Raw genomic sequence first — 20,835 nt, 5'->3', positions numbered from 1 at the left:
GTCTACCAATGTAGCACTTTATGCAATTCCGTAGCGCTCGCGATAGGTGGCCACCGCTTCCTTGTGTTGCAGCAGCTGCGGATCGGCGCCGGCGCCGTTCAGGTAGCCGAACAGGTCGTCGAGGTTGCCGATGGAAATGACCGGGATGTTGTATTGCAATGCCACTTCCTGCACCGCCGAGTTCGGTGACAGTTGGCCGTCCTTGCCCGCACGCTCCATACGGTCGAGCGCGATCAGCACGGCGCACGGCTCGGCGCCGGCAGCGCGGATCATGTCCACCGACTCGCGCACCGAGGTACCGGCCGAGATCACGTCGTCGATGATGACCACCTTGCCGGCCAGCTTGGCGCCGACCAGGGTGCCGCCTTCGCCGTGGTCCTTGGCTTCCTTGCGGTTGTAGGCAAACGACGTGTTGCGCCCCTTGCCGGCCAGCGCCATCGCGGTGGCCGAGGCCAGCGTGATGCCCTTGTAGGCGGGTCCGAACAGCATGTCGAATTCCACGCCCGAGTCGAGCAGGGTTTGCGCGTAAAACTGCGACAGCTGGGCCAGCGTGGCGCCGTCATGGAACAGGCCGGCGTTGAAGAAGTACGGCGACTGGCGCCCGGCCTTGGTGGTGAACTCGCCAAAGCGCAACACCCCGGTCTTGACCGAAAACGCGATGAAATCCTGACGTAAATTGCTCATGCTGCCTCATTTCTATTCAATTCTGGAAGGTGCCGGTATTTTACCGCTACACTAACGCATTCCAAAATTTCGACGCTTTTTCAAGCACTTGTTCCCATGCCAAAAATCATCTCCGCCAATCTGAACGGCATCCGCTCCGCCTCGTCCAAGGGCTTTTTCACCTGGCTGGCCAAGCAGGATGCCGATTTCGTCTGCGTCCAGGAGCTCAAGGCGCAAGCGCCGGACATGACGCCGGAATTCCTCAACCCGGGCGGCTACCACGGCCACTTCCACTACGCCGAGAAAAAAGGCTACTCAGGCACCGGCATCTACAGCCGCATCGAGCCGGACCGCGTGGTGATCGGCTTCGGCGCTCCCGAGTTCGACCGCGAAGGCCGCTACGTGCGCTGCGACTTCGGCAACCTGACCGTGATTTCCGTGTACTGCCCGTCCGGCTCGTCCGGCCCCGAGCGCCAGGAAGCCAAGTTCCGCTTCATGGACCTGTTCCTGCCGCACCTGCAACTGCTGCACGCGGAAGGCCGCGAAGTGGTGATCTGCGGCGACTGGAACATCGCCCATAAAGAGATCGACCTCAAGAACTGGAAAGGCAACAAGAAAAACTCCGGCTTCCTGCCCGAAGAGCGCGAATGGATGACCCGCATCTTCGACGAAGTGGGCTATGTCGATGTGCACCGCGGCCTCGACCCGCGCGAAGAGCAGTACACCTGGTGGAGCAACCGCGGCCAGGCCTACGCCAAGAACGTCGGCTGGCGCATCGACTACCACGTCGCCACCCCCGGCATCGCCGCCCGCGCCACCACTGTGGCCGTGTACAAGGAAGAGAAATTTTCCGATCATGCGCCGCTGATTATCGACTACGCGCACGAGTGATTTTTGCGCACCGCTGCGCGTAAAGATTGATCAAGCGCGGGGGTTCTGATAACGTCAACCACACGCATATTGCTCTTTCATCGACCTCATGGACCTCATCGGCACCGGCATCTACCCGCTGCACCAGGCTGCACGCCTGGTCGGGACGGATTCGCGCTCACTGCGACGCTGGCTGCAAGGTTACACGCGCAAATACAAAGGCGAGCATGTGCGGTCGGAGCCCTTATGGACCACGCAGTTCACCGGCCAGGACTTGCCAGGCGAGGTCATTGGTTTTCGCGACTTGCTGGAGCTGCGCATGGTGGCGGCGTTTGTCGAGCACGGTGTGGACCTTAATGTCATCCGCGCCACGATTGAAGCCGCTACTGAATACTTCGGCAACGATTATCCGCTGACCAACCGCCAGTTCCGCACCGATGGCAAGCGCATCTTTCTGCAAGCGGTGGAAGCGGCCACCGGCGATGAAAAGATCGTCGATGTCGTGCACAGGCAATTTGTTTTCGCGGACATCGTCAGTTCGTCCCTGTACGTCGGCATCGAGTACGATGAGGAGAGTGCCGTGCGCTGGTTCCCACTGGGCAAACGCAAGACCATCGTGCTCGATCCCGCGCTGCAATTCGGCACCCCGATCATCGCCAGCGCCGGCATTCCCACCGACACCATTTACGCCTCGTTTCTCGCGGAAGGCCGGGACAAGGACATGGTGTCCAGAGTCTTCGATATCACGCCGAGGATGGTAACCGAAGCCATCGACTTCGAAGAAAGACTCGCAGCTTGAATTATTCTTCGATATTTATCGCCCTATCTTGCCCACGGCATCAGGGAATTATCGAAGGTTGCTCCTCAAGTAGAAAACGTCATCCACTTGACCGACCGCTTCGCGCGGGACGCGAAAGATCTGACCTGGATTGGCGAGCTGGCCCAGGATGGACAGTGGTACATTATTTCCATCGATCGTTTCAAGAAACAGCACGGCGCTGAACGTGAGGCCATCCGGCGCGCGGGGCACACCGTGTTCATTCTCGATGCACAGTGGTCCACTCAAAGGTTCTGGGCGCAGTCGGAACGTCTGGTCAAATGGTGGCCACAGGTAGTGGCCTATTCAGAACTGGTCGCTGGCGGCGCCTATCGCGTACCGTTTAAGCACTCCCCGGTAGCCAAGTTCCAGGCCGTCCCGTTTTAATACCCTACAAACTGCGCTGGCTGGAAAATTCGCGCCAGTCGCCGCTGAGCGGGTCGAGGAAGCAGATGCGGCGGGCCAGCAGTTTGAGCGGCTTGGCGTAGTCGTCAGGCCCGCTTGGCAATGCCACTGGATAAAAGGCGTCGTTCAGGATCGGGATGCCCAGCGAGGACAGGTGCAGGCGCAGCTGGTGCTTGCGGCCCGTGTGGGGGAACAGGCGGTAACGCGTGTGCTCCATCCGGTGTTCGATGACGTCGATGATGGTCTCCGAATTCGGTGCGCCCTCCTCCTGCTTCATGATGAAGAACTTGTCGCCATCGACCATGCGGCTGCGATACGTGAACGGGAACTGCACGCCGTCCAGGCGCGGCGCCAGCGCTTCGTATTCTTTCTCGATCACGCGCTGCTGGAACAGCGACTGGTACGCGCCCCGGCTCTCCTGGCGGCGCGAGAAGATCACCACGCCGGCAGTCTCCCGGTCGAGACGGTGGATCGGCGTCAACGCCGGTTCTCCCAGCGTCTTTTTCAGCCGCACCAGCAGCGTCTCGTGCAGAAAGCGCCCGGTCGGCGTCATCGGCAGAAAATGCGGCTTGTCCACCACCACCAGGTGGTCGTCCATGAACAGGATCTCTTCCTGGAACGGGATTGGCGTTTCGACTTCGTCCAACTCGCGGTAGTAAAAGATGCGCATGCCGCGCCGGTAGGCACTGTGCGGCGCCAGTGGTTTGCCGTCGCCATCGACCACGTGGCCGCGCGCCATGCGTTCGCGCCAGGTGGATTCCGGTACGTCGGCAAAATGCGCGGCCAGGAAGGTGATCATGTCGGGCCACTGGCCTTCAGGCAGCCATAAATAGCTGGGCGCGACACCGTCGCGCATCGGCAGCGGATGCTGCTGACGATGCGCCGGGGACGGCGCCGACATCAGGATTTCGGCAGCGCCAGCGAACGGTATGGCGGCAGCTTGTTGACGTCGAGCCCCTTGGCGCGCGCGTACACGGGCAGCACCAGGTTCATGTGGTCGTTCATGTTCTTGATGCGGTCGCTGCCGGTCGGGTGGGTGGACAGGAAGCCGATCGGCTGGCTCTTGTTCACGGCCGCCATCTTCTGCCACAGCGCCACGCCGGCGCGCGGATCGTAGCCGGCACGGGCGGCCAGGTCCAGGCCTACCAGGTCGGCTTCGGATTCGTCATTGCGCGAGAATTTTAATGCCGAGACCTGCGCCACGGCGCTGCCGCCAGCGTCACCGAGGCGCGGGTCGAGGCCGAAGTAGCCGGCCAGCAGCGAGCCGCCCACGCGTGCAACGGTGCTGGTGACGGCGTTCTTGCCGGCCTGCGCGCGCGCATGCTCGCGCAGCGCGTGGGCGATTTCGTGGCCCATCACGGCGGCAACTTCGTCGTCGGTGAGATTGAGCTTGGTCAGGATACCGTTGTAAAAGGCGATGCGTCCACCCGGCATGCAGAATGCATTGACGGTGGGCGAATTGAGCAGGTTCACTTCCCACTTCCAGTTGGCGGAATCCGGATTCCAGCGCTTGGTAAACGGGATCAGGCGGTTGGCAATCGCGCGCAGCCGTATCAATTGTGGATTGCTGTCGGTGGCCACAGCGTCTTTTTCGTGGGCCTGCTTGAGCATCTGGTCATATTGCAGTTTGGACTGCTGGTTGACCTGGTCGGCGTCGCCACCGATGCTGCGCATGCGCGACATTCTCTCGACCGGGATGCCGTCGTTTTGGGCCAGGGCCGGCAGCGCCGGCAGCACGCTGATCGCGCAGGCCAGCGCCAGCGCGGCGCTCTTGAATTTAAGCTTTTTCATCTCGTTTATTCCATGGAGCGATTTTCGGGAGCATCAGCATGGCTGGAAAGGCCAGCATGAAGCAGACCATAAAGAACCAGAACCAGCCGGTTTCCGCGACAATATACCCTACCGACGCATTGATGAATGTGCGCGGCACCGCTGCCAGGCTGGAAAACAACGCGTACTGGGTAGCCGTGTAGCGCGGGTCGGTGGCGCGCGACATGAACGCCACCAGTGCCGCCGAACCGAGCCCCAGGCTGGCGAACGCCTCGAAGCCGAACACGGCGCTCAGCAGGAACGGGTCGGGCCCCACCTTGGCCAGCCAGGCAAAACCAAGAATCGCGATCGCCTGCAACACGCCGAATACCCACAGCGCGCGGTTGATGCCAAGCTTGATCATCCAGATGCCGCCCACCGCGCCGCCGGCCAGGCTGGCCCACCAGCCGGTGGCGTTGGCGGCCAGGCCGATCTGCTTGGTGGTAAAACCGATATCGAGGAAGAACTTGGTCGATAAGGCGGTGGCCATGGTGTCGCCGATTTTATACAGCAGCACGAACATGATGATAATGATCGCCTGTTTCAAGCCGTCGCGCTGGATGAATTCCTTGAACGGCAGGACGATCGCTTCCTCCAGGTTTTTTGGTGGTGCGCCATACACGGCCGGCTCCCTGGCCAGCAAGGTGCAGATGAAACCGGGCAGCATGAACGCGGCCACGATCCAGAACACGGCCTGCCACGACATGCTGTCCGCCAGTACCAGTCCCAGCGCGCTGGGAATCAGGCTGGCCGCCTTGTAGGCATTGACGATAATGGCCGCGCCCAGGCCCTGCTCTTCCTCGGCCAGGATTTCGCGGCGATAGGCGTCCACCACCACGTCCTGGCTGGCCGACAGGAAGGCGATCGCCGCCACCGCCAGCACGATCAGGGACAGCTCCTGCTTCGGATCGAACATGCCCACGCCGCCGATCACCAGGAACAGGCCGATCTGCGTGACCGCCATCCAGCCCCGGCGCCGGCCCAGGCGCCCGATGCTGTAGCGGTCCATCAGCGGCGCCCACAGGAATTTGAAAGTGTACGGGAACGTCATCAGGCCGAACAGGCCGAGCGCCTTCACATCGAGTCCGGCCGTGGCCAGCCACGCCTGCATCAGGTAGATCAGCGTGTACAGCGGCAGGCCGGAGCTAAAGCCCAGGAACAGGATGGAAATGGTGCGGCCGTTCAGGTAACTGATCCAGCTTTTCTTCTGTTCCGGGGCGTTCATCAATGGGCTTTCTTGCGAAGGCGGAATACCGCCAAATCGCCGCGCAGGTTGGGCAGGAAATCGACGCGCTTGCCTTCGGCCAGCGCCACGCAGTCGATCACTTCGACGCCGCAGTCGTGCGCGAGGTCGCGGAAATCGTTGATGGTGGCGCAGCGCAGGTTGGGCGTGTCGTGCCATTCGTACGGCAGCGATTTCGACACCGGCATGCGTCCGCGCAGCAGCGCCACGCGGTGCGGCCAGTAGGCGAAGTTGGGAAACGAGACGATCACCTCCTTGCCCACCCGGACGATGTCGCGCAGCAGCGCTTCCACGTGCTTCATCATCTGCAGCGACGACAGGCACAGCACGGTGTCAAAACTGTTATCGCCAAACAGCGCCAGGCCTTTTTCCATATCCTGCTGCACCACCTGCACGCCGCGGCGGGTGCTGGCCAGCACCTTGTCGTCGGCGATCTCGATGCCGTAGCCGCTGCAGCGCTTGTCGCTTTGCAGGTAGTCCATCATCACGCCGTCGCCGCAGCCGACGTCCAGCACGTGCGCGTTGGCCGGCACCCAGTGGGCGATAAAGGCGAGATCGGGACGGGCCGCGCTCAAGTCGTCGAAATTCATGCGGCCTCCTTGACTGCGTTGATGTCATTCCAGACCCGGTCGTAGTACGCACGCACCAGGTTCAGGTAGCGCGGGTCTTCCAGCAGGAAGGCGTCGTGGCCATGGGGGGCGTCGATTTCGGCGTAAGTCACTTGCCGGCGGTTGTCGATCAGGGCCTTGACGATCTCCTGGCTACGCTCGGGCGAGAAGCGCCAGTCGGTGGTGAACGACGCCAGGAAGAAATTGGCGCGCGTGGCGGCCAGCGTCTTCGACAGGTCGCCGCCGTGGTGGCGCGCCGGATCGAAGTAGTCGAGCGCCTTGGTGATCAACAGGTACGTGTTGGCGTCGAAGTATTCGCTGAACTTGTCGCCCTGGTAGCGCAGGTACGATTCGATCTCGAAGTCCACGCCGAAGTCGAATTTATAGGTGCCGGTGGCAGCAATGTCGTCGGCCACGGCGCGCAATTTGCGGCCGAATTTTTCGGCCATGTCGTCGTCCGACAGGTAGGTGATGTGACCGACCATGCGCGCGACCCGCAAGCCGTTTTTCGGCACCACGCCGTACTCGTAAAAGTCGCCGCCGCGATAGTCGGGGTCGGACAGGATAGCCTGGCGGGCGACGTCGTTGAAGGCGATGTTTTGCGCGGACAGCTTGGCGGTGGACGCGATCACCACGCAGTGGCGCAGGCGGTCCGGGTACATGATGCTCCAGGCCAGCGCCTGCATGCCGCCCAGCGAGCCGCCCATCACGGCGGCAAACTGGGTAATGCCCAGCCGGTCGGCCAGGCGCGCCTGGGCGCTGACCCAGTCTTCCACGGTGACGACCGGGAAGGTGGCGCCGTACGGCTTGCCGGTGGCGGGATTGGTGTGCATCGGGCCGGTGGAGCCGAAGCACGAGCCGAGGTTGTTGATGCCGATGACGAAGAACTTGTCGGTATCGAGCGACTTGCCCGGGCCGACCATATTGTCCCACCAGCCGGTGCTTTTCGGTTTGCCTTCGTATTCGCCGGCCACGTGGTGCGAGGCGTTCAGGGCGTGGCAGACCAGCACCGCGTTCGATTTGTCGGCGTTCAGGGTGCCGTAGGTTTCGTACATCAGCATGTAGTCGCGCAGCTGCGCGCCGCTTTGCAGCGGCAACGGTTCGGCGAAGTGCATGGTTTGCGGGGTGACGTATCCCAGGGATGACATGATGGTTTCGATTTTTTTATTGGGGCGGCCCCACGGGCCATCTATCAAGGTGGGACCGCGAGGATGGGTCCCACCGACTTACAAGAGCTGTAATTGTTCGACCGCGTCTGCAATTACACCAGGTTCCATCGAGCGCATGATCTTGCGGGTTTGCGGCATGATGCGCGCAAGGTCGCTGTTCAGGATTTCCTGCTTGACCGAGAGCAGTTGCGCCGGATGCATGGAGAACTCGCGCAGTCCCAGGCCCAGCAACAGGCGGGTGAGCTTGACGTCGCCCGCCATTTCGCCGCACACGGCGACGTCGATCCCGGCTTTATGCCCGGCCGCAATCGTCATGGCGATCAATTGCAGCACAGCCGGATGCAGCGGATTGTAAAGGTGTGCGACCTCATAATCAACCCGGTCGATCGCCAGCGTGTACTGGATCAGGTCATTGGTGCCGATCGACAGGAAGTTCATACGCTTGACGAACATCGGCAGCGCCAGCGCGGCGGCCGGGATTTCGATCATCGCGCCCACGTCGACGTTCTCGTCGAACTTGACGTGTTCTTCGCGCAGCTCGGCCTTCGCTTGCGCGATCATTGCCAGCGACTGGTCGATCTCGAACGCGTGCGCCAGCATCGGGATCAGGATGCGCACCTTGCCGAACGCCGACGCGCGCAAGATGGCGCGCAGCTGGATCAGAAAAATCTGCGGCTCGGCCAGGCAGTAGCGGATCGCGCGCAGGCCCAGCGCCGGGTTCAATGCCGTGTGCTCGGCCTGGTCGAGCGGCTTGTCGGCGCCGATGTCGAGCGTGCGGATCGTCACCGGGCGGCCTTTCATGGCCACCACGGCCTTCTTGTACTGCTCGAACTGCTCGTCCTCGGACGGCATCTTGCCCTTGCGGCCCATGAACAGGAACTCGGAGCGGAACAGGCCGACGCCATTGGCGCCCGCCTCCATCGCGGCCGGGCAGTCGTCGGGCAGCTCGATATTGGCCAGCAGCGTGATCTCGGTGCCGTCTTTCGTGATGGCCGGGGTTTTCTTGAGCTTGCCCAGCTTCTTGCGGGCGCGGATCGCTGCGTTCTGGCGGTCGCGGTACTGCTCGAGCACCACCACGCTGGGGTTGGCGATGACCACGCCGGCGTCGCCGTCGATGATCAGCCAGTCGTCCTGCTCGATCAGGGTCGAGGCGCCCGACATGCCCACGGCGGCCGGGATGTCGAGGCTGCGGGCGACGATGGCCGTGTGCGAGTTCTGGCCGCCGACATCGGTGACAAAACCGATGAACGAGCGGTCGCGGAACTGCAGCATGTCGGCCGGCGAGATGTCGTGCGCGACGATGATCATCTGCGGCTGGAATTCGTCGTCGCCCAGCTTGACCGGCGGCGGCAATATCTGCTCGGTGCCCATCAGTACTTTTAACACCCGCTCGGCCACCTGCTGGATGTCGGCCTTGCGCTCGCGCAGGTACGGGTCTTCGATCTCGTCGAACTGCGCCGACAGTTCATCGATCTGGGTGAGCAGCGCCCATTCGGCGTTGTAGTGGCGCGCGCGGATGATGTCGAGCGGCGCCTCGGAAATCATGGGGTCGGACAGGATCAGCGCGTGGACGTCGATGAACGCGCCCAGTTCCGTCGGGGCATCCTTGGGCAGCTCGTTCCACAGGGTTTGCAGTTCCTTGTGCACCTGGGCCAGCGCCTGCTGCAGGCGCAGCACTTCGGCTTCAAGATGCTCCTCGGCCACCAGGTAGTGCTTGACGTCGAGCGCGGCAGGCGCCAGCTTGTGGGCGCGGCCAATCGCTATCCCGCGCGACACCGGGATGCCGTGCAGGGTAAACGAAGCCATGGGGGCGCCGGAATAAGGACGGGAACGGCCGCGATCCGAAGGCATTACTCGCCTTCGCCAAACTTGTCGTTGACCAGTGCAGTGAGGGCGGCGATGCATTCCTTCTCGTCGGCGCCGTCCGCTTCGAGCAGGACCTTGGCGCCCTTGCCGGCAGCCAGCATCATCACCCCCATGATGGACTTGGCGTTGATGCGGCGGGAATTGCGGCTCAGCCAGACATCGCTCTGGAACTTGGCGGCCAGCTGGGTGAATTTGGCGGACGCGCGTGCGTGCAGGCCGAGCTTGTTGATAATCTCAAGTTCTTGCTGAATCATTTTTATATTGTCTCTTCGAAAAACTGCGAGAAAGCCGCACTCTAAAAATCCCGCGCCAGTCGAATTTATCCGACGCGAATCCGGTTATCGACACGCACCGCCCCACTTTGCGCACCGGCCAGGGCCATCTCGACGACCACGTCCAACGTATCGCGGCGGTAGGTGATGGCCCGCAACAACATCGGCAAGCTGATGCCGGCGATCACTTCCACCCTGCCCGCGTCCGCCAACCGGTCGCAGCAATTGGACGGCGTACCGCCCTTCACGTCCGTCATGACCAGCACGCCATCGCCGTCGTCGAGCCGTTTGATCGCCGCCGCCGCCAGTTGCTGGACCTGGCCGAGATCCTGGTCGGCAATCACGTCGATCGCTTCCAGTAGCTCGGTGGGACCACGAAACACGTGGGCGCAGGCGGCAATAAATGCCTGTCCCAGCGGCGCGTGCGTCATAAGCAGTATGCCAACCATATTCTTAATCCGCCAGTGAGCGCGGACTAAATTGCGACCGTCCGGCAAAATTATTTTGAATTTGCATCTTTTTTAACCTGCCGACACGGCCGCTTCCACCGCGTCGATGAAGGTGGCTGCCACCGGGAAGCCCGCTTGCTGGGTAATTTCCTGGAAGCAGGTTGGACTGGTGACGTTGACTTCCGTCAGGCAGTCGCCGATCACGTCCAGGCCCACCAGCAGCAAACCGCGGGCAGCCAGGGTCGGGCCGATGGCGTTGGCGATCTCGAAATCGCGCTCGGTCAATGGCTGGGCCACACCGAGGCCGCCGGCCGCCAGGTTGCCGCGCACTTCGCCGTTTTGCGGAATGCGCGCCAGCGAAAACGGCACCGGTTTGCCGGCGATGACCAGGATGCGCTTGTCGCCCTTGGCGATGTCCGGGATGAAGCGCTGCGCCATGATGGTGGTTGCACCATTTTGGGTCAGTGTCTCGATAATCGCGCCCAGATTCATGGCATCGGGCTTGACGCGGAAGATGCCGGTGCCGCCCATGCCATCGAGCGGCTTCAGGATGATATCGCCATGCTCGGCCTGGAAGGCGCGGATGCGGGCCTCGTCGGCCGTCACCAGGGTGGGCGACGTGTATTGCGGGAACTGGGCAATCGCCAGCTTTTCGCTGTGGTCACGAATGGCCGACGGCTTGTTGAATACTTTGGCGCCCTGGGCTTCGGCCAGCTCAAGCATGTAAGTGCCGTAGATGTATTCCATGTCGAACGGCGGGTCCTTGCGCTGGACGATGGCGTCGAACTCGCCCAGGTTGGTTTCCACCGCCGGCGCGGCGCGGTACCAGTCGGTAGCGTCGCCGGTAAAGCTGATCTGCGACGCCTTGGCCGTGGCGATACCGCCCAGCACTGCCATATCCTTTTGCTCGAAGGCATACACGGTGTGGCCGCGCCGGTTGGCCTCGACCATCATGGCGTAGGTGGAGTCCTTGTAAGTCTTGAACGTGGCTAACGGATCTGCGAGAAAAGCGATTTTCATGGATGCTTCCGGTTTGGTGAAGATCTGATTTTAGCCGAGATTCTCAATACACTTCCGGATTGGGGTCGGTGCGCTCCATCTCCAGCGACGCCGCCAGCAGCGCCAGCCGTGCCACCACGCCGTACACATAGAACCGGTTGGGCGCTGCCGTGCCCGGTTTGGCCTTCAAATCGGGCACCGCGTGCTGCTGCGCGAACGCCAGCGGCACGTACTGCGAGCCGGGCGCATTGAGGTTCTGGTCGACGCCTTTTTCGGCATGGACGCGGTAAAAACCACCGACTACGTAGCGGTCGATCATGTACACGACCGGCTCGGCCACATCGTCCTTGATGCTCTCGAAGGTGGGCACGCCTTCCTGGATGATGAAGTCGGTCACTTCCTTGCCATCCTTGATGACGATCATCTTGTCGCGCTGGGCCTGCGTCAAGTCCTTGATTTCACTGGAATCCTTGATGGTCAGGATGCTGGTGCCATAGGTGCCGGCGTCGGGCTTGATGATCACGAACGGCTTTTGTTCCTTCATGCCGTACTCTTTGTATTTCTTCTTGATCTTCGAGAGCAGCGTATCGACATTGGCGGCCAGGCATTCGTAGCCCTCGCCGGTGCGGAAATTCACTGCATCGCACTTGGCGTGCAGCGGGTTGAACATCCACGGATCCACACCGATCAGCTTGCCGAATTTCTTCGCCACTTCGTCGTAGGCGTTCAGGTGGTTGCTCTTGCGGCGCAGTGCCCAGCCCGCGTGCAGCGGCGGCAGCAGGCTTTGTTCGTGAATATTCTGCAGGATGTCGGGGATGCCCGCCGACAGGTCGTTATTGAGCAGCACCGTGCACGGATCGAAGTCTTTCAGCCCCACGCGGCGGCCGTTGGCCGAGCGGACCAGCGGTTCCACCACCAGCATATTGCCGTCCGGCAGTGCGATCGGCGTGGGCTGCGTCACCTCGGGCGACAGCGAACCGAGGCGCACGTGCAAGCCGGTCTGGCGGAAAATCTGCATCAGGCGGGCGACGTTTTGCCAGTACGTGGGGTGGCGCTGGGTGATTTCCGGGATCATCAGCAGGTTGCGCGCGTCGGGACAATACTTGTCGATCGCGGCCATGGCGGCCTGCACCGACAACGGCAGCATCTCGGTCGCCAGGTGGTTGAAACCGCCGGGAAACAGGTTGGTGTCCACCGGCGCCAGCTTGTAGCCGGCGTTGCGCATATCGACCGAGCAATAGAATGGCGGCGTGTGCTCTTGCCACTCGAGGCGGAACCAGCGCTCGATGGCGGGAGTGGCGGCCAGGATCTTTTCTTCGAGGTCGTGGAGCGGGCCGGTCAGGGCCGTGGCGAGATGGGGAACCATGTTTACTTCCTTAAATGATGCGGGAGGACGACCCTCCAGGCACGCTGAAACACCGAATATTACCTTGTGGACAACCTACATCGGGGCGATAACCCTATTTTAAAGGCGGAAATAAAAAAAAGCCCCCGCACAAGTGCGGAGGCTTTTTCAACAACGTTGCAACGTTATTACATGCCGGATTACATGTGGTAGGCGGACTCGCCGTGGGTGGTGATGTCCAGACCTTCGCGTTCCTCTTCTTCCGGCACGCGCAGACCGATCACCATGTCAACCAGCTTGAAGGCGATGAAGGCAACCACTGCCGACCAGACGATGGTCACGCCCACGCCGGTTGCCTGGATCAGCACTTGGCCGCTGATCGAGTAGTCGGCCGATGGCTTGTTGGCCACGTAGTCGAAGATGCCCTGGCCACCGAGCGATGGCGCAGCGAACACGCCGGTCAGGATGGCGCCCAGGATGCCGCCCACGCCGTGCACGCCGAACACGTCCAGCGAGTCGTCGGCGCCCAGCAGGCGTTTCAGGCCATTCACGCCCCACAGGCAGATCACGCCAGCGAGCAGACCCATGATCAGCGCGCCCATTGGACCGACGAAGCCGCAAGCCGGGGTAATCGCGACCAGGCCCGCTACCGCACCCGAAGCGCCACCTAACATCGATGGTTTACCTTTGAAGATCCATTCAGCGAAGACCCACGACACGGTCGCAGCTGCAGTGGCCAGCAAGGTGTTGATGAAGGCCAGGGCCGAGATGTCGCCAGCTTCCAGCGGCGAACCGGCGTTGAAACCGAACCAGCCGACCCACAGCAGCGAAGCGCCGATCATGGTCATGGTCACCGAGTGCGGCGCCATCGATTCGCGGCCGTAGCCGACGCGTTTGCCGATCACGTAAGCACCGACCAGGCCGGCCACAGCGGCGTTGATGTGCACCACGGTACCGCCAGCGGTGTCGAGCGCGCCGTGCTGGAACAGGTAGCCGGCTTTGGCGGTTTCGGTCGCCAGGGTAGCGGCATCCTTGATCGCGTCAGGACCGGTCCAGAACCAGACCATGTGGGCGATAGGCAGGTACGAGAAGGTGAACCAGATCACCACGACCAGCAGGACGGCGGTGAACTTGGCGCGTTCGGCAAATGCACCGACGATCAGTGCGCAGGTAATCGCTGCGAACGTGGCCTGGAAGGCAACGAACATGAACTCCGGAATCACCACGCCTTTGCTGAAGGTGGCAGCGTAGGCGAAGGTGCCCTTGACCGGATCGTAGATATTGTTGAGGAAGGTGCGGTCATGCAGGTTGCCGAAGAATGCATTGCCTTCGGTAAACGCCAGCGAGTAACCGTAGATACACCACAGCACGACGATCACGGCAAAGATCATGAAGACCTGCATCAGGATCGACAGCATATTCTTGGAACGGACCAGGCCGCCGTAGAACAGGGCCAGGCCAGGAATCGTCATCATGATCACCAGCAGCGTGGCCACCATCATCCAGGCGTTGTCGCCCTTTTGCGGGGTGGGCGCGGCGGCAGGAGCGGTTTCAGCCACGGCGGCGGTGGCCGCCGCAGGCGCAGCGGCGGGTGCAGCGGCAGCTTCCGGTGCAGCGGCGGTGGCGGCGGCCACCGGCGCATCAGCCGGCTTGGCATCTTGCGCATGGACAGGTGCGGCAAGAGCGAACAGCAGAGATACCCCAGCTAGCAACGTTGTTATAGTTTTCTTCATCTAAATCCCCTTAAAGAGCTTCGTTGCCGGTTTCGCCGGTACGAATGCGGATCACCTGTTCCAGGTTGTACACAAAGATCTTGCCATCACCGATTTTGCCGGTGCGGGCTGCGCCTTCGATCGCTTCGATCGCCTGTTCGACGATGCTGTCATCGACGGCCGCTTCGATCTTGGTCTTCGGCAGGAAGTCCACGACGTATTCGGCGCCGCGATAGAGCTCGGTGTGCCCTTTTTGGCGGCCGAAACCCTTCACCTCGGTCACCGTGATGCCCTGCACATTGATCGCCGACAGGGCTTCGCGGACTTCATCGAGCTTGAACGGCTTGATAATGGCGGTAATCATTTTCATGAGAGCCTCGCTTAGAAAGTTTTGGAAATAGTCACAACCGCGCCCGATTTACCGAGGTTTTTGCCGTTGCGGCCGACGTATGCATCGGTATTGGTCTTGATGCCGGCAACCGACACCGAGAACACGCCGAAGTCCTTGGTCACGCCGACCTTGTAGTCGCTATAGCTGACCGGGCCGTTGTTCTTGACGTTCTGGTGGCCGGCATGGAGATTGAGCACATAGCCGTCATAGACGTCGTAGTTGAACTGGCCGTCGAGGTAGCCGCTGTTTTTGCTGTCGGCGGTACCGAACAGGTTGCTGGTCGAGTGCGAGTATTTGAGCGAGAACGGACCGGCGCTCACCTGGGCGTACAATTCGAAAGTGTTGGCGTTGGTGCTCAGCTTGTTCGAAGGGTAGGCGTAGTACAGCGCGCCGACGTCGTAGGCAAAGGTATCAGTGATCTGGCCGCGTTTGCCGGCATAGACGTCGAATTCATACGATGCATCGCCGCCGCCGTCCTTGATCCACTTGATATTGGTGGCCCAGGCCCCTACATATACACCGGTGGGGTTGTTGACATAGTCAACACCGCCCTGCACGGCTGGTTGCAGACGGGTTTGCGAAATGCCGCGGTAACGGTAATCGCTGACAACGGCGACGTTATAGGTAATCTGGTTGTCTGGTACGGCCTCGGCAGCGGGTTGCGCTTCCTGGGCCTGCGCTTGAGCGCTCATGGTGGCGAATGCCAAAGTCAACGCTGCTGCTGTCAGGGTTCGGGTCAGGCTTTTGTTTTGGCTCTTCATCATTTTGTCCTTGTAGTTATCGAAACTGAATACAGATACTAGGTGCGATGCGGGTAAAATCCTTGTGAAGCGAAGCGTTAAGCATTCCCTGGCTTCTATAGCAGAATGCGTGCCAGCTAACGTTGCCTGGTAGATAGCAGTAGTTGCCTGCTTTGTCATGGGCGACAGGGCGCCGGCTCTGACAAAAGTGATAATTTGGAAGGAAAGTTGGCCGCGCTGTTTGAATTTGCACCACACCGATACACGGACGCACTTCAATGGTGCATCCGTCCAGCCACCAGATCAAGGAATATTATGGATATGAATACTTTTTTTAACGACTTGCAGAACAAGATCTCCAAGGCCGTCGAAAATTCGCCCGCCAAGGACATCGAGAAGAACGTCAAGTCCATGATGACCCAGGGCTTCTCCAAGCTCGACCTGGTTACCCGCGAAGAGTTCGATATTCAGACCCAGGTGCTGGCCAAAACCCGCGCCAAGCTGGAAGCCCTGGAAACGCGCCTGGCGGCGCTCGAGGCGAAAGCCGCACCGGTGCAGCCGGCTGCGGTGGCACCTGAACCGAAAGTGGAGATCGCCAAAGGCGAGGTGCTGTAAGCAAGCTGCCGGCGGGTAATCTGCCGGCGCATTGTTGAGATTATTTGCCGACGCGGAAGTAGTCGGCATCGAGATACGCCGGGGCGCCGCTGGCTCCCGGCGCCTGCGTTGCCAGCAAGCCCACTTGCGCCCCCACCCAGCGTCCCACACTGGCCGTGAACGGCTGCCCCGCCAGCGTGTACTGCTTGCCGTCCATACTGTAAGAGAAGCGCACCACCGCGCCGTCGCTCACTTGCGCCCGCAGGTAGAGCGCTTGTTTATCCGCATGTTTGTCCGCGCCCTGGTCCAGCGGCCTTAGCACTTGCACCTGCTCCTTGCAGGCGGCAGCAGGTTCTGCGCAGGTGGCCAGCACCAGCTCCCTGCCATTTTTGCCCTGCTGCACGCCGATCCACGCGTATTGAATCCCCAGCACCACCAGGCCCGCGCGGCTCAGGTCGCCCTGCACGGCGATACGGGTATCGACCGTGAAGGCCGGCGCCGGGAATTTTTGCGTCAGCACCGAAGGCACGTCGCGCACGCTGCCACCCACCGGCGCCGCCTGCGCGTGCAATCGCAAACTGCCCTGCTTGGCGTTGAGTTCATACCAGCCCGGCGCCTCGTTGGCGTTCCACTGCCATTGCTGCCCCAATTTGGCGGCATTGAATTCGTCGCCCGCCGGTGGCGCCTTGATGCCGCTGTCCTTGCCGGCCGGCTTGTCGTGCATCAGTACCGGCTCTCCCGTGCCCTTGCCGGCCTTGTCCTCGCCGATCACCGGCCAGCCGTCGTGCCAGCGCATCGGCTGCAAATGGACGATGCGGCCATACGCGCGCTTGTCCTGGAAGTGATAGAACCAGGCGCGCCCTTTCAGATCATCGACCCACGCGCCCTGGTGCGGGCCGTTGGTGGTGGAGCCGCCCTGCGCCATCACGATGCGGTCCTGGTACGGCCCGGCGATGGTACGCGAGCGGAATACCGACTGCCAGCCGTGTTCCACGCCACCGGCCGGCGCGAAGATATAGTAGTAGCCGTCTTTCTTGTAAAACTTCGGGCCTTCGAGCGTGGTGTAGCCACCGAGCTTGTTGCCGTCGATGATGTCTTTACCGCGCTGGTCGAGCAGCGTACGCGCCTCGGGATCCATCTCGCGCAAGGTCAGGATGTTGTTGAAACCGGCACGGCTCTTGGCCCACGCGTGCACCAGGTACGCCTTGCCGTCGTCGTCCCACAGCGGCGACGGATCGATGATGCCTTTGCCGGCCAACAGCAGGTGTGGCTCGCTCCACGGTCCGGCAAAGCTGGTGGCGGTGATCACGTACACGCCGAAATCGGGATCGGGATAAAAGATCCAGAATTTGCCGGCGTGATGGCGCAGCGACGGCGCCCACACGCCCTTGCCCGGCTGCGGCGTGGCGAATGCCTGCGCCGGCACCAGCTTGGGCAGCGCATGGCCCACCAGTTCCCAGTTGACCATGTCGGTCGATTGCAGCAGCGGCAGTCCCGGCGCGTTGCTGAAGCTCGACGCGGTCATGTAGAACGTGGTGCCGACGCGGATGGCGTCGGGATCGGAATAGTCGGCGTACAGGATCGGGTTCTGGTAGCGTCCGTTGCCGAGGTCGGCTACCCACGGGCCGCCCGGTTGTGCGGGAGTTTGAGCAGTCGTCCACGGCGCGCTGCACACCAGCGCCAGCGCGACGGCGGTTTTCATTATTTTCATTTTGTTTCCTGCGGTTTGGCAGCAAGCGGCGCGATGGTAAAGCTGTAGCTGGCCGGTTCAAGCTTGATGCGGTACTTGACGTGGGCGCGGCCGGTGAGGTTCCAGCCGGTGTCGCCGCCCACGCCGCTCTGGGCCAGGTCGATCAGCAGCGAGCCGGCGCCGTGCGGCGCGATCTCCGAGCTTTTCCAGGCACCGCGCGGGCGCAGGTACAGGTCTTCGTACGGAAACGCCAGCGCGTTGACCGACAACGGCGCGGTACCCTTGACGGTGATGCCGCTGCCCTGGGAGTTGAACAGAGACAGCCAGCGCACGCCGGTCTTGTTGCCGCTTTCCTGCGGACGGCTATAGCCATGGTACTGGTCCGCCACCTTGCCGGTGTAGCGGCCGATGGCGTAGCCGGTGGCACGGTCGGCATACGATTCCTGCGGTCCGCGGCCGTACCATGCGATGGTGTCGAGCGTGTTGTCGTTGTCGAAGCGCAGGCCCAGGCGCAGCGGATCGGGCAAGTCGTCGCGCAGCGGCGTAAACGTCGCCGCCACACCGAGCGCGCCATCGGCATCAAGGGTATACGTCGTTTGCCAATGGGCGGCGCCGGCGCCAAAGCTATACAAGACTTTTACCCGGTTGCCGTCCAGTGTGACCGAGCGCACGTGGCGCTGTTCCGAGAACGTCTTCCAGACCTGGTGCGTCTTGTCCACGCCCGCGCCTTCGTCGTTGTCGATCAGCCCGCGCCAGAAGTTCGGTGCGCCGCCCTTGAGCACGGTCTTGCCGTTTACCGCGTAGTCCACCAGGCCGGTCTTCGCATCGAGCCGCAAGACGGCCGGGCCGCCAGCGAGGCGGATGTCGTCGCCCGCGCGCGTTGGCTGCACCGCTTTGGCCGTCGCCGCCGGAGTGGAAGCTGGCACCGTGACGAACTGCGACCAGCCCACCACCGTGCCGGCCGCCACGCCCTTGACCGAACCGGTGCGTGCTTTGGCGCGCAAGGTCACCAGTTGTTCGCCGCCGGTCGAACGCAGCTTGGGCAGCCTGACTTCCACCTGGCGGCTCGCGCCTGCAGCGACGGCCGGCACGGTCAGCGCACCGCGCGTGACCTCGTTGCCGTCGTTGGTGAGCACCCAGTCGAAATCGAGGTCGGACGTATCGCGGAAGTCGTAGCGGTTGACCACCGTGACCTTGCCGGACCTCGGATCGCCCTCGAACACCAGCGGCGAATACACTTTTTGCACTTCGTAGTATTCGGGATCGGGCGTACGGTCCGAGCGCACCACGCCGTCTCCCACCACGCTGTTGTCGCCTACCTTGGGATTGACGTCGAAGCCGGACGCCCAGTAGCGGCGGCCCTTGTCGTCGGTGGCAAACACGGTCTGGTCCACCCAGTCCCAGATAAAGCCGCCCTGCAGTTTTTTATGGGCGCGGATGACCTGCCAGTAGTCTTCCATGTTACCGAGCGAATTACCCATCGCGTGCACGTATTCGCACTGGATCATCGGCTGGGTGAAGCGCGGATCGACCGCATAGTCGACCATCTTTTCGATGTCGTCGTACATCGGCGCATAGATGTCCACGTAGGCGTTGGGCTTGTGGGTTTCGCCGATGGTGCCGTAGCCCAGGTAGCTGACCAGGCGGGTGGGATCGTTGGCGCGGATCCACTGCGCCGCGTGTTCGAAATTGGGCCCGGTGCCGGCCTCGTTCCCCAGCGACCAGAAGATGATCGACGGCGCGTTCTTGTCGCGTTGGACCATGCGCGAGACGCGGTCGAGATGAGCCGCGCGCCACTGCGGCTTGTACCCGAGCTGCACCTGTTCGCGGTAGCCGGGCACCTTCGAGTGGTCACCCAAATGCATGTAGGCGTGCGATTCGATATTGGCTTCGTCCATCACGTACAGGCCGTATTCGTCGGCCAGGTCGTACCAGCGCGGATCGTTCGGATAATGCGAGGTGCGCACGGCGTTCACGTTCGCCTGCTTCATCATCTCCACGTCCTTGCGCATCAGGTCCAGCGACATCAAGCGATACGTGACCGGATCGTGCTCGTGGCGGTTGGCGCCCTTGATCATGATGCGCTTGCCGTTGACGCGTACTTCGCCATCTTTCATCTCCACCGTGCGGAAGCCGATGCGGCGCGACGTGGCCGATACGAGCTTGCCGTCGGCATCCAGGTATTCGATCAGCATGCGGTACAGGTTGGGCGTCTCGGCCGACCAGGCACGCACCTTGGGCAGCACGCTATCGATGGTGGCGGCACTGCCGTCGATCTTCGCCTTGCGGGAAAATACTTCGCGCTCGCCGTCGAACAGCGTGACCGCTATTTCGCCTGCCGCCGATGCGCCGGCCAATTCCGCTTTGAGCTTGAACACGCCATCGGTGTAGTGTTTGTCGAGCAGTGCAGTGACGGTGTAGTCGCGCAGCCAGGCTTTCGGTTCGGCATACAGGTACACGCTGCGCTCGATACCGGACAGGCGCCAGAAGTCCTGGTCCTCCAGGTACGAGGCGTCGGCCCAACGATAGACTTCGAGCGCGATATTGTTCTTGCCCGGTTTGAGGTAGCGATTGAGCTTGAATTCGGCGGGCAGCTTGGAGTCCTCCGAGTAGCCCACCTTCTCGCCGTTGACCCATATGTAATAAGCGGAACCGGCCGCGCCCACGTGCAGGAACACTTCGCGCCCTTCCCAGCCAGCGGGCACCACGAAGTCGCGCCGGTACGAACCGACGTCGTTGAAGGCGTCCGGCACATGCGGTTCGTCGAGCGGGAACGGGTAATCGACGTTGGTGAAAATCGGCTTGCCGTATCCCTGCGCCTGGATCATGCCCGGTACCTGGATGGTGCCCCAGCGGCTGGTGTCGAAATCGTTCCGGTAGAAATCTTTCGGGCGTTCGCCGGGCGTATTGGAATGGGCGAACTGCCAGGTGCCGTCGAGCGACAGGTAGTATTGCGAGGCGGCCATGTCGCCGGCCATCGCCTTGTCGCGGCTTTCGAAATTGAAGAACGTCGCCTTCATCGGTTCGCGGTTCACGGCCACCACTTCCGGTTGCTGCCACTCGGTGAGCGTCGTTGGTGCGGGGCCGGCGTGCACACCGACCGAGAGGGACGCCAGCGCCAGCAGGCATGCGTGGACAGAAGCGGTTTTTTTGGCCATGGGCTGTTCTACCTTTTCATGAAAACGATGACAAA

20 protein-coding genes are annotated in these 20,835 nt (G+C 61.9%); 4 read left to right on the top strand and 16 right to left on the bottom strand.

Annotation, left to right across the window (positions count from 1 at the left end; all coding sequences use genetic code 11):
- Window positions 1-18: 18 nt before the first annotated feature.
- Complete coding sequence (gene pyrE / locus SR858_RS02105; RefSeq protein WP_019924454.1) at window positions 19-684, bottom strand: orotate phosphoribosyltransferase; 666 nt, start codon at window positions 682-684, stop codon at window positions 19-21.
- Window positions 685-780: 96 nt separating this feature from the next.
- On the opposite strand from pyrE, the gene SR858_RS02100 reads away from it, so the two are divergent.
- The 3 genes from SR858_RS02100 to SR858_RS02090 all read left to right on the top strand — a co-directional run bounded on the left by SR858_RS02100 (window position 781) and on the right by SR858_RS02090 (window position 2,737).
- Window positions 781-1,554: an exodeoxyribonuclease III gene (locus SR858_RS02100; protein ID WP_019924455.1), complete on the top strand. Its 774-nt coding sequence runs from the start codon at window positions 781-783 to the stop codon at window positions 1,552-1,554.
- A gap of 88 nt (window positions 1,555-1,642) precedes the next feature.
- Window positions 1,643-2,332, top strand: a complete 690-nt coding sequence (locus tag SR858_RS02095; protein ID WP_019924456.1) for a DUF433 domain-containing protein — start codon at window positions 1,643-1,645, stop codon at window positions 2,330-2,332.
- The gene (locus tag SR858_RS02090) at window positions 2,333-2,737 is read left to right on the top strand and encodes a PIN-like domain-containing protein (protein ID WP_026637765.1); all 405 of its coding nucleotides are present in this window, start codon (window positions 2,333-2,335) and stop codon (window positions 2,735-2,737) included.
- A gap of 4 nt (window positions 2,738-2,741) precedes the next feature.
- Here SR858_RS02090 and SR858_RS02085 read toward each other — a convergent pair whose 3' ends face one another.
- From SR858_RS02085 to SR858_RS02025, 13 genes are all read right to left on the bottom strand, one after another.
- Entirely contained in the window at window positions 2,742-3,656 is a 915-nt protein-coding gene (locus tag SR858_RS02085) for a pseudouridine synthase (RefSeq protein WP_019924458.1), read from the bottom strand.
- A complete protein-coding gene (locus tag SR858_RS02080; RefSeq protein ID WP_019924459.1) occupies window positions 3,656-4,546 on the bottom strand; it encodes a M48 family metallopeptidase in 891 nt (296 codons plus the stop codon). Before SR858_RS02080 ends, SR858_RS02085 begins: the two co-directional genes overlap by 1 nt.
- Window positions 4,533-5,789 (bottom strand): AmpG family muropeptide MFS transporter, encoded by a 1,257-nt coding sequence (locus tag SR858_RS02075; protein WP_019924460.1) that lies wholly within the window; start codon window positions 5,787-5,789, stop codon window positions 4,533-4,535. Before SR858_RS02075 ends, SR858_RS02080 begins: the two co-directional genes overlap by 14 nt.
- Window positions 5,789-6,397 carry a methionine biosynthesis protein MetW gene (gene metW, locus SR858_RS02070; protein ID WP_019924461.1) on the bottom strand — a complete coding sequence of 203 codons (609 nt, stop codon included), beginning with the start codon at window positions 6,395-6,397 and terminating at the stop codon, window positions 5,789-5,791. Before metW ends, SR858_RS02075 begins: the two co-directional genes overlap by 1 nt.
- Window positions 6,394-7,563, bottom strand: a complete 1,170-nt coding sequence (gene metX / locus SR858_RS02065; RefSeq protein WP_084670178.1) for a homoserine O-succinyltransferase MetX — start codon at window positions 7,561-7,563, stop codon at window positions 6,394-6,396. Before metX ends, metW begins: the two co-directional genes overlap by 4 nt.
- Before the next feature lie 78 nt (window positions 7,564-7,641).
- Window positions 7,642-9,390 (bottom strand): phosphoenolpyruvate--protein phosphotransferase, encoded by a 1,749-nt coding sequence (ptsP, locus tag SR858_RS02060; protein WP_019924463.1) that lies wholly within the window; start codon window positions 9,388-9,390, stop codon window positions 7,642-7,644.
- Between the two features lie 44 nt (window positions 9,391-9,434).
- On the bottom strand, window positions 9,435-9,704 hold the full coding sequence (locus SR858_RS02055; RefSeq protein ID WP_019924464.1) for an HPr family phosphocarrier protein: 270 nt from the start codon (window positions 9,702-9,704) through the stop codon (window positions 9,435-9,437).
- A 65-nt stretch (window positions 9,705-9,769) separates the two neighbouring features.
- A complete protein-coding gene (locus SR858_RS02050) occupies window positions 9,770-10,171 on the bottom strand; it encodes a PTS sugar transporter subunit IIA (protein WP_026637766.1) in 402 nt (133 codons plus the stop codon).
- Window positions 10,172-10,243: 72 nt separating this feature from the next.
- The gene (gene gshB, locus SR858_RS02045) at window positions 10,244-11,191 is read right to left on the bottom strand and encodes a glutathione synthase (protein WP_019924466.1); all 948 of its coding nucleotides are present in this window, start codon (window positions 11,189-11,191) and stop codon (window positions 10,244-10,246) included.
- Between the two features lie 43 nt (window positions 11,192-11,234).
- Entirely contained in the window at window positions 11,235-12,536 is a 1,302-nt protein-coding gene (gene gshA / locus SR858_RS02040) for a glutamate--cysteine ligase (RefSeq protein ID WP_019924467.1), read from the bottom strand.
- Window positions 12,537-12,715: 179 nt separating this feature from the next.
- Complete coding sequence (locus SR858_RS02035; protein ID WP_026637767.1) at window positions 12,716-14,248, bottom strand: ammonium transporter; 1,533 nt, start codon at window positions 14,246-14,248, stop codon at window positions 12,716-12,718.
- A 10-nt stretch (window positions 14,249-14,258) separates the two neighbouring features.
- Entirely contained in the window at window positions 14,259-14,597 is a 339-nt protein-coding gene (locus tag SR858_RS02030) for a P-II family nitrogen regulator (RefSeq protein WP_008444920.1), read from the bottom strand.
- 11 nt (window positions 14,598-14,608) lie between these two features.
- On the bottom strand, window positions 14,609-15,379 hold the full coding sequence (locus tag SR858_RS02025; RefSeq protein ID WP_026637768.1) for a TorF family putative porin: 771 nt from the start codon (window positions 15,377-15,379) through the stop codon (window positions 14,609-14,611).
- 294 nt (window positions 15,380-15,673) lie between these two features.
- Here SR858_RS02025 and SR858_RS02020 point away from each other — a divergent pair, with 294 nt between their 5' ends.
- The gene (locus SR858_RS02020; RefSeq protein ID WP_019924470.1) at window positions 15,674-15,973 is read left to right on the top strand and encodes an accessory factor UbiK family protein; all 300 of its coding nucleotides are present in this window, start codon (window positions 15,674-15,676) and stop codon (window positions 15,971-15,973) included.
- 40 nt (window positions 15,974-16,013) lie between these two features.
- Here the strand turns inward: SR858_RS02020 and SR858_RS02015 are convergent, their stop codons facing one another.
- Window positions 16,014-17,663: a glycoside hydrolase family 43 protein gene (locus tag SR858_RS02015; RefSeq protein ID WP_154820139.1), complete on the bottom strand. Its 1,650-nt coding sequence runs from the start codon at window positions 17,661-17,663 to the stop codon at window positions 16,014-16,016.
- Window positions 17,660-20,800 carry a glycoside hydrolase family 2 TIM barrel-domain containing protein gene (locus SR858_RS02010; RefSeq protein WP_019924472.1) on the bottom strand — a complete coding sequence of 1,047 codons (3,141 nt, stop codon included), beginning with the start codon at window positions 20,798-20,800 and terminating at the stop codon, window positions 17,660-17,662. The genes SR858_RS02015 and SR858_RS02010 overlap by 4 nt, the downstream gene beginning before the upstream one ends.
- Window positions 20,801-20,835: the final 35 nt, after the last annotated feature.

Source organism: Duganella zoogloeoides, assembly GCF_034479515.1.
Taxonomy (GTDB): Bacteria; Pseudomonadota; Gammaproteobacteria; order Burkholderiales; family Burkholderiaceae_D; genus Rugamonas; species Rugamonas zoogloeoides.
This window is presented reverse-complemented; position numbering and strand designations above follow the sequence as displayed.

Excerpts from the sequence above, each read along its gene's own strand:
- pyrE (WP_019924454.1), bottom strand. The coding sequence starts at position 684 with ATGAGCAATTTACGTCAGGATTTCATCGCGTTTTCGGTCAAGACCGGG.
- SR858_RS02100 (WP_019924455.1), top strand. The coding sequence starts at position 781 with ATGCCAAAAATCATCTCCGCCAATCTGAACGGCATCCGCTCCGCCTCG.
- SR858_RS02095 (WP_019924456.1), top strand. The coding sequence starts at position 1,643 with ATGGACCTCATCGGCACCGGCATCTACCCGCTGCACCAGGCTGCACGC.
- SR858_RS02085 (WP_019924458.1), bottom strand. The coding sequence starts at position 3,656 with ATGTCGGCGCCGTCCCCGGCGCATCGTCAGCAGCATCCGCTGCCGATG.
- SR858_RS02080 (WP_019924459.1), bottom strand. The coding sequence starts at position 4,546 with ATGAAAAAGCTTAAATTCAAGAGCGCCGCGCTGGCGCTGGCCTGCGCG.
- SR858_RS02075 (WP_019924460.1), bottom strand. The coding sequence starts at position 5,789 with ATGAACGCCCCGGAACAGAAGAAAAGCTGGATCAGTTACCTGAACGGC.
- metW (WP_019924461.1), bottom strand. The coding sequence starts at position 6,397 with ATGAATTTCGACGACTTGAGCGCGGCCCGTCCCGATCTCGCCTTTATC.
- metX (WP_084670178.1), bottom strand. The coding sequence starts at position 7,563 with ATGTCATCCCTGGGATACGTCACCCCGCAAACCATGCACTTCGCCGAA.
- ptsP (WP_019924463.1), bottom strand. The coding sequence starts at position 9,390 with ATGGCTTCGTTTACCCTGCACGGCATCCCGGTGTCGCGCGGGATAGCG.
- SR858_RS02055 (WP_019924464.1), bottom strand. The coding sequence starts at position 9,704 with ATGATTCAGCAAGAACTTGAGATTATCAACAAGCTCGGCCTGCACGCA.
- SR858_RS02050 (WP_026637766.1), bottom strand. The coding sequence starts at position 10,171 with ATGGTTGGCATACTGCTTATGACGCACGCGCCGCTGGGACAGGCATTT.
- gshB (WP_019924466.1), bottom strand. The coding sequence starts at position 11,191 with ATGAAAATCGCTTTTCTCGCAGATCCGTTAGCCACGTTCAAGACTTAC.
- gshA (WP_019924467.1), bottom strand. The coding sequence starts at position 12,536 with ATGGTTCCCCATCTCGCCACGGCCCTGACCGGCCCGCTCCACGACCTC.
- SR858_RS02035 (WP_026637767.1), bottom strand. The coding sequence starts at position 14,248 with ATGAAGAAAACTATAACAACGTTGCTAGCTGGGGTATCTCTGCTGTTC.
- SR858_RS02030 (WP_008444920.1), bottom strand. The coding sequence starts at position 14,597 with ATGAAAATGATTACCGCCATTATCAAGCCGTTCAAGCTCGATGAAGTC.
- SR858_RS02025 (WP_026637768.1), bottom strand. The coding sequence starts at position 15,379 with ATGAAGAGCCAAAACAAAAGCCTGACCCGAACCCTGACAGCAGCAGCG.
- SR858_RS02020 (WP_019924470.1), top strand. The coding sequence starts at position 15,674 with ATGGATATGAATACTTTTTTTAACGACTTGCAGAACAAGATCTCCAAG.
- SR858_RS02015 (WP_154820139.1), bottom strand. The coding sequence starts at position 17,663 with ATGAAAATAATGAAAACCGCCGTCGCGCTGGCGCTGGTGTGCAGCGCG.
- SR858_RS02010 (WP_019924472.1), bottom strand. The coding sequence starts at position 20,800 with ATGGCCAAAAAAACCGCTTCTGTCCACGCATGCCTGCTGGCGCTGGCG.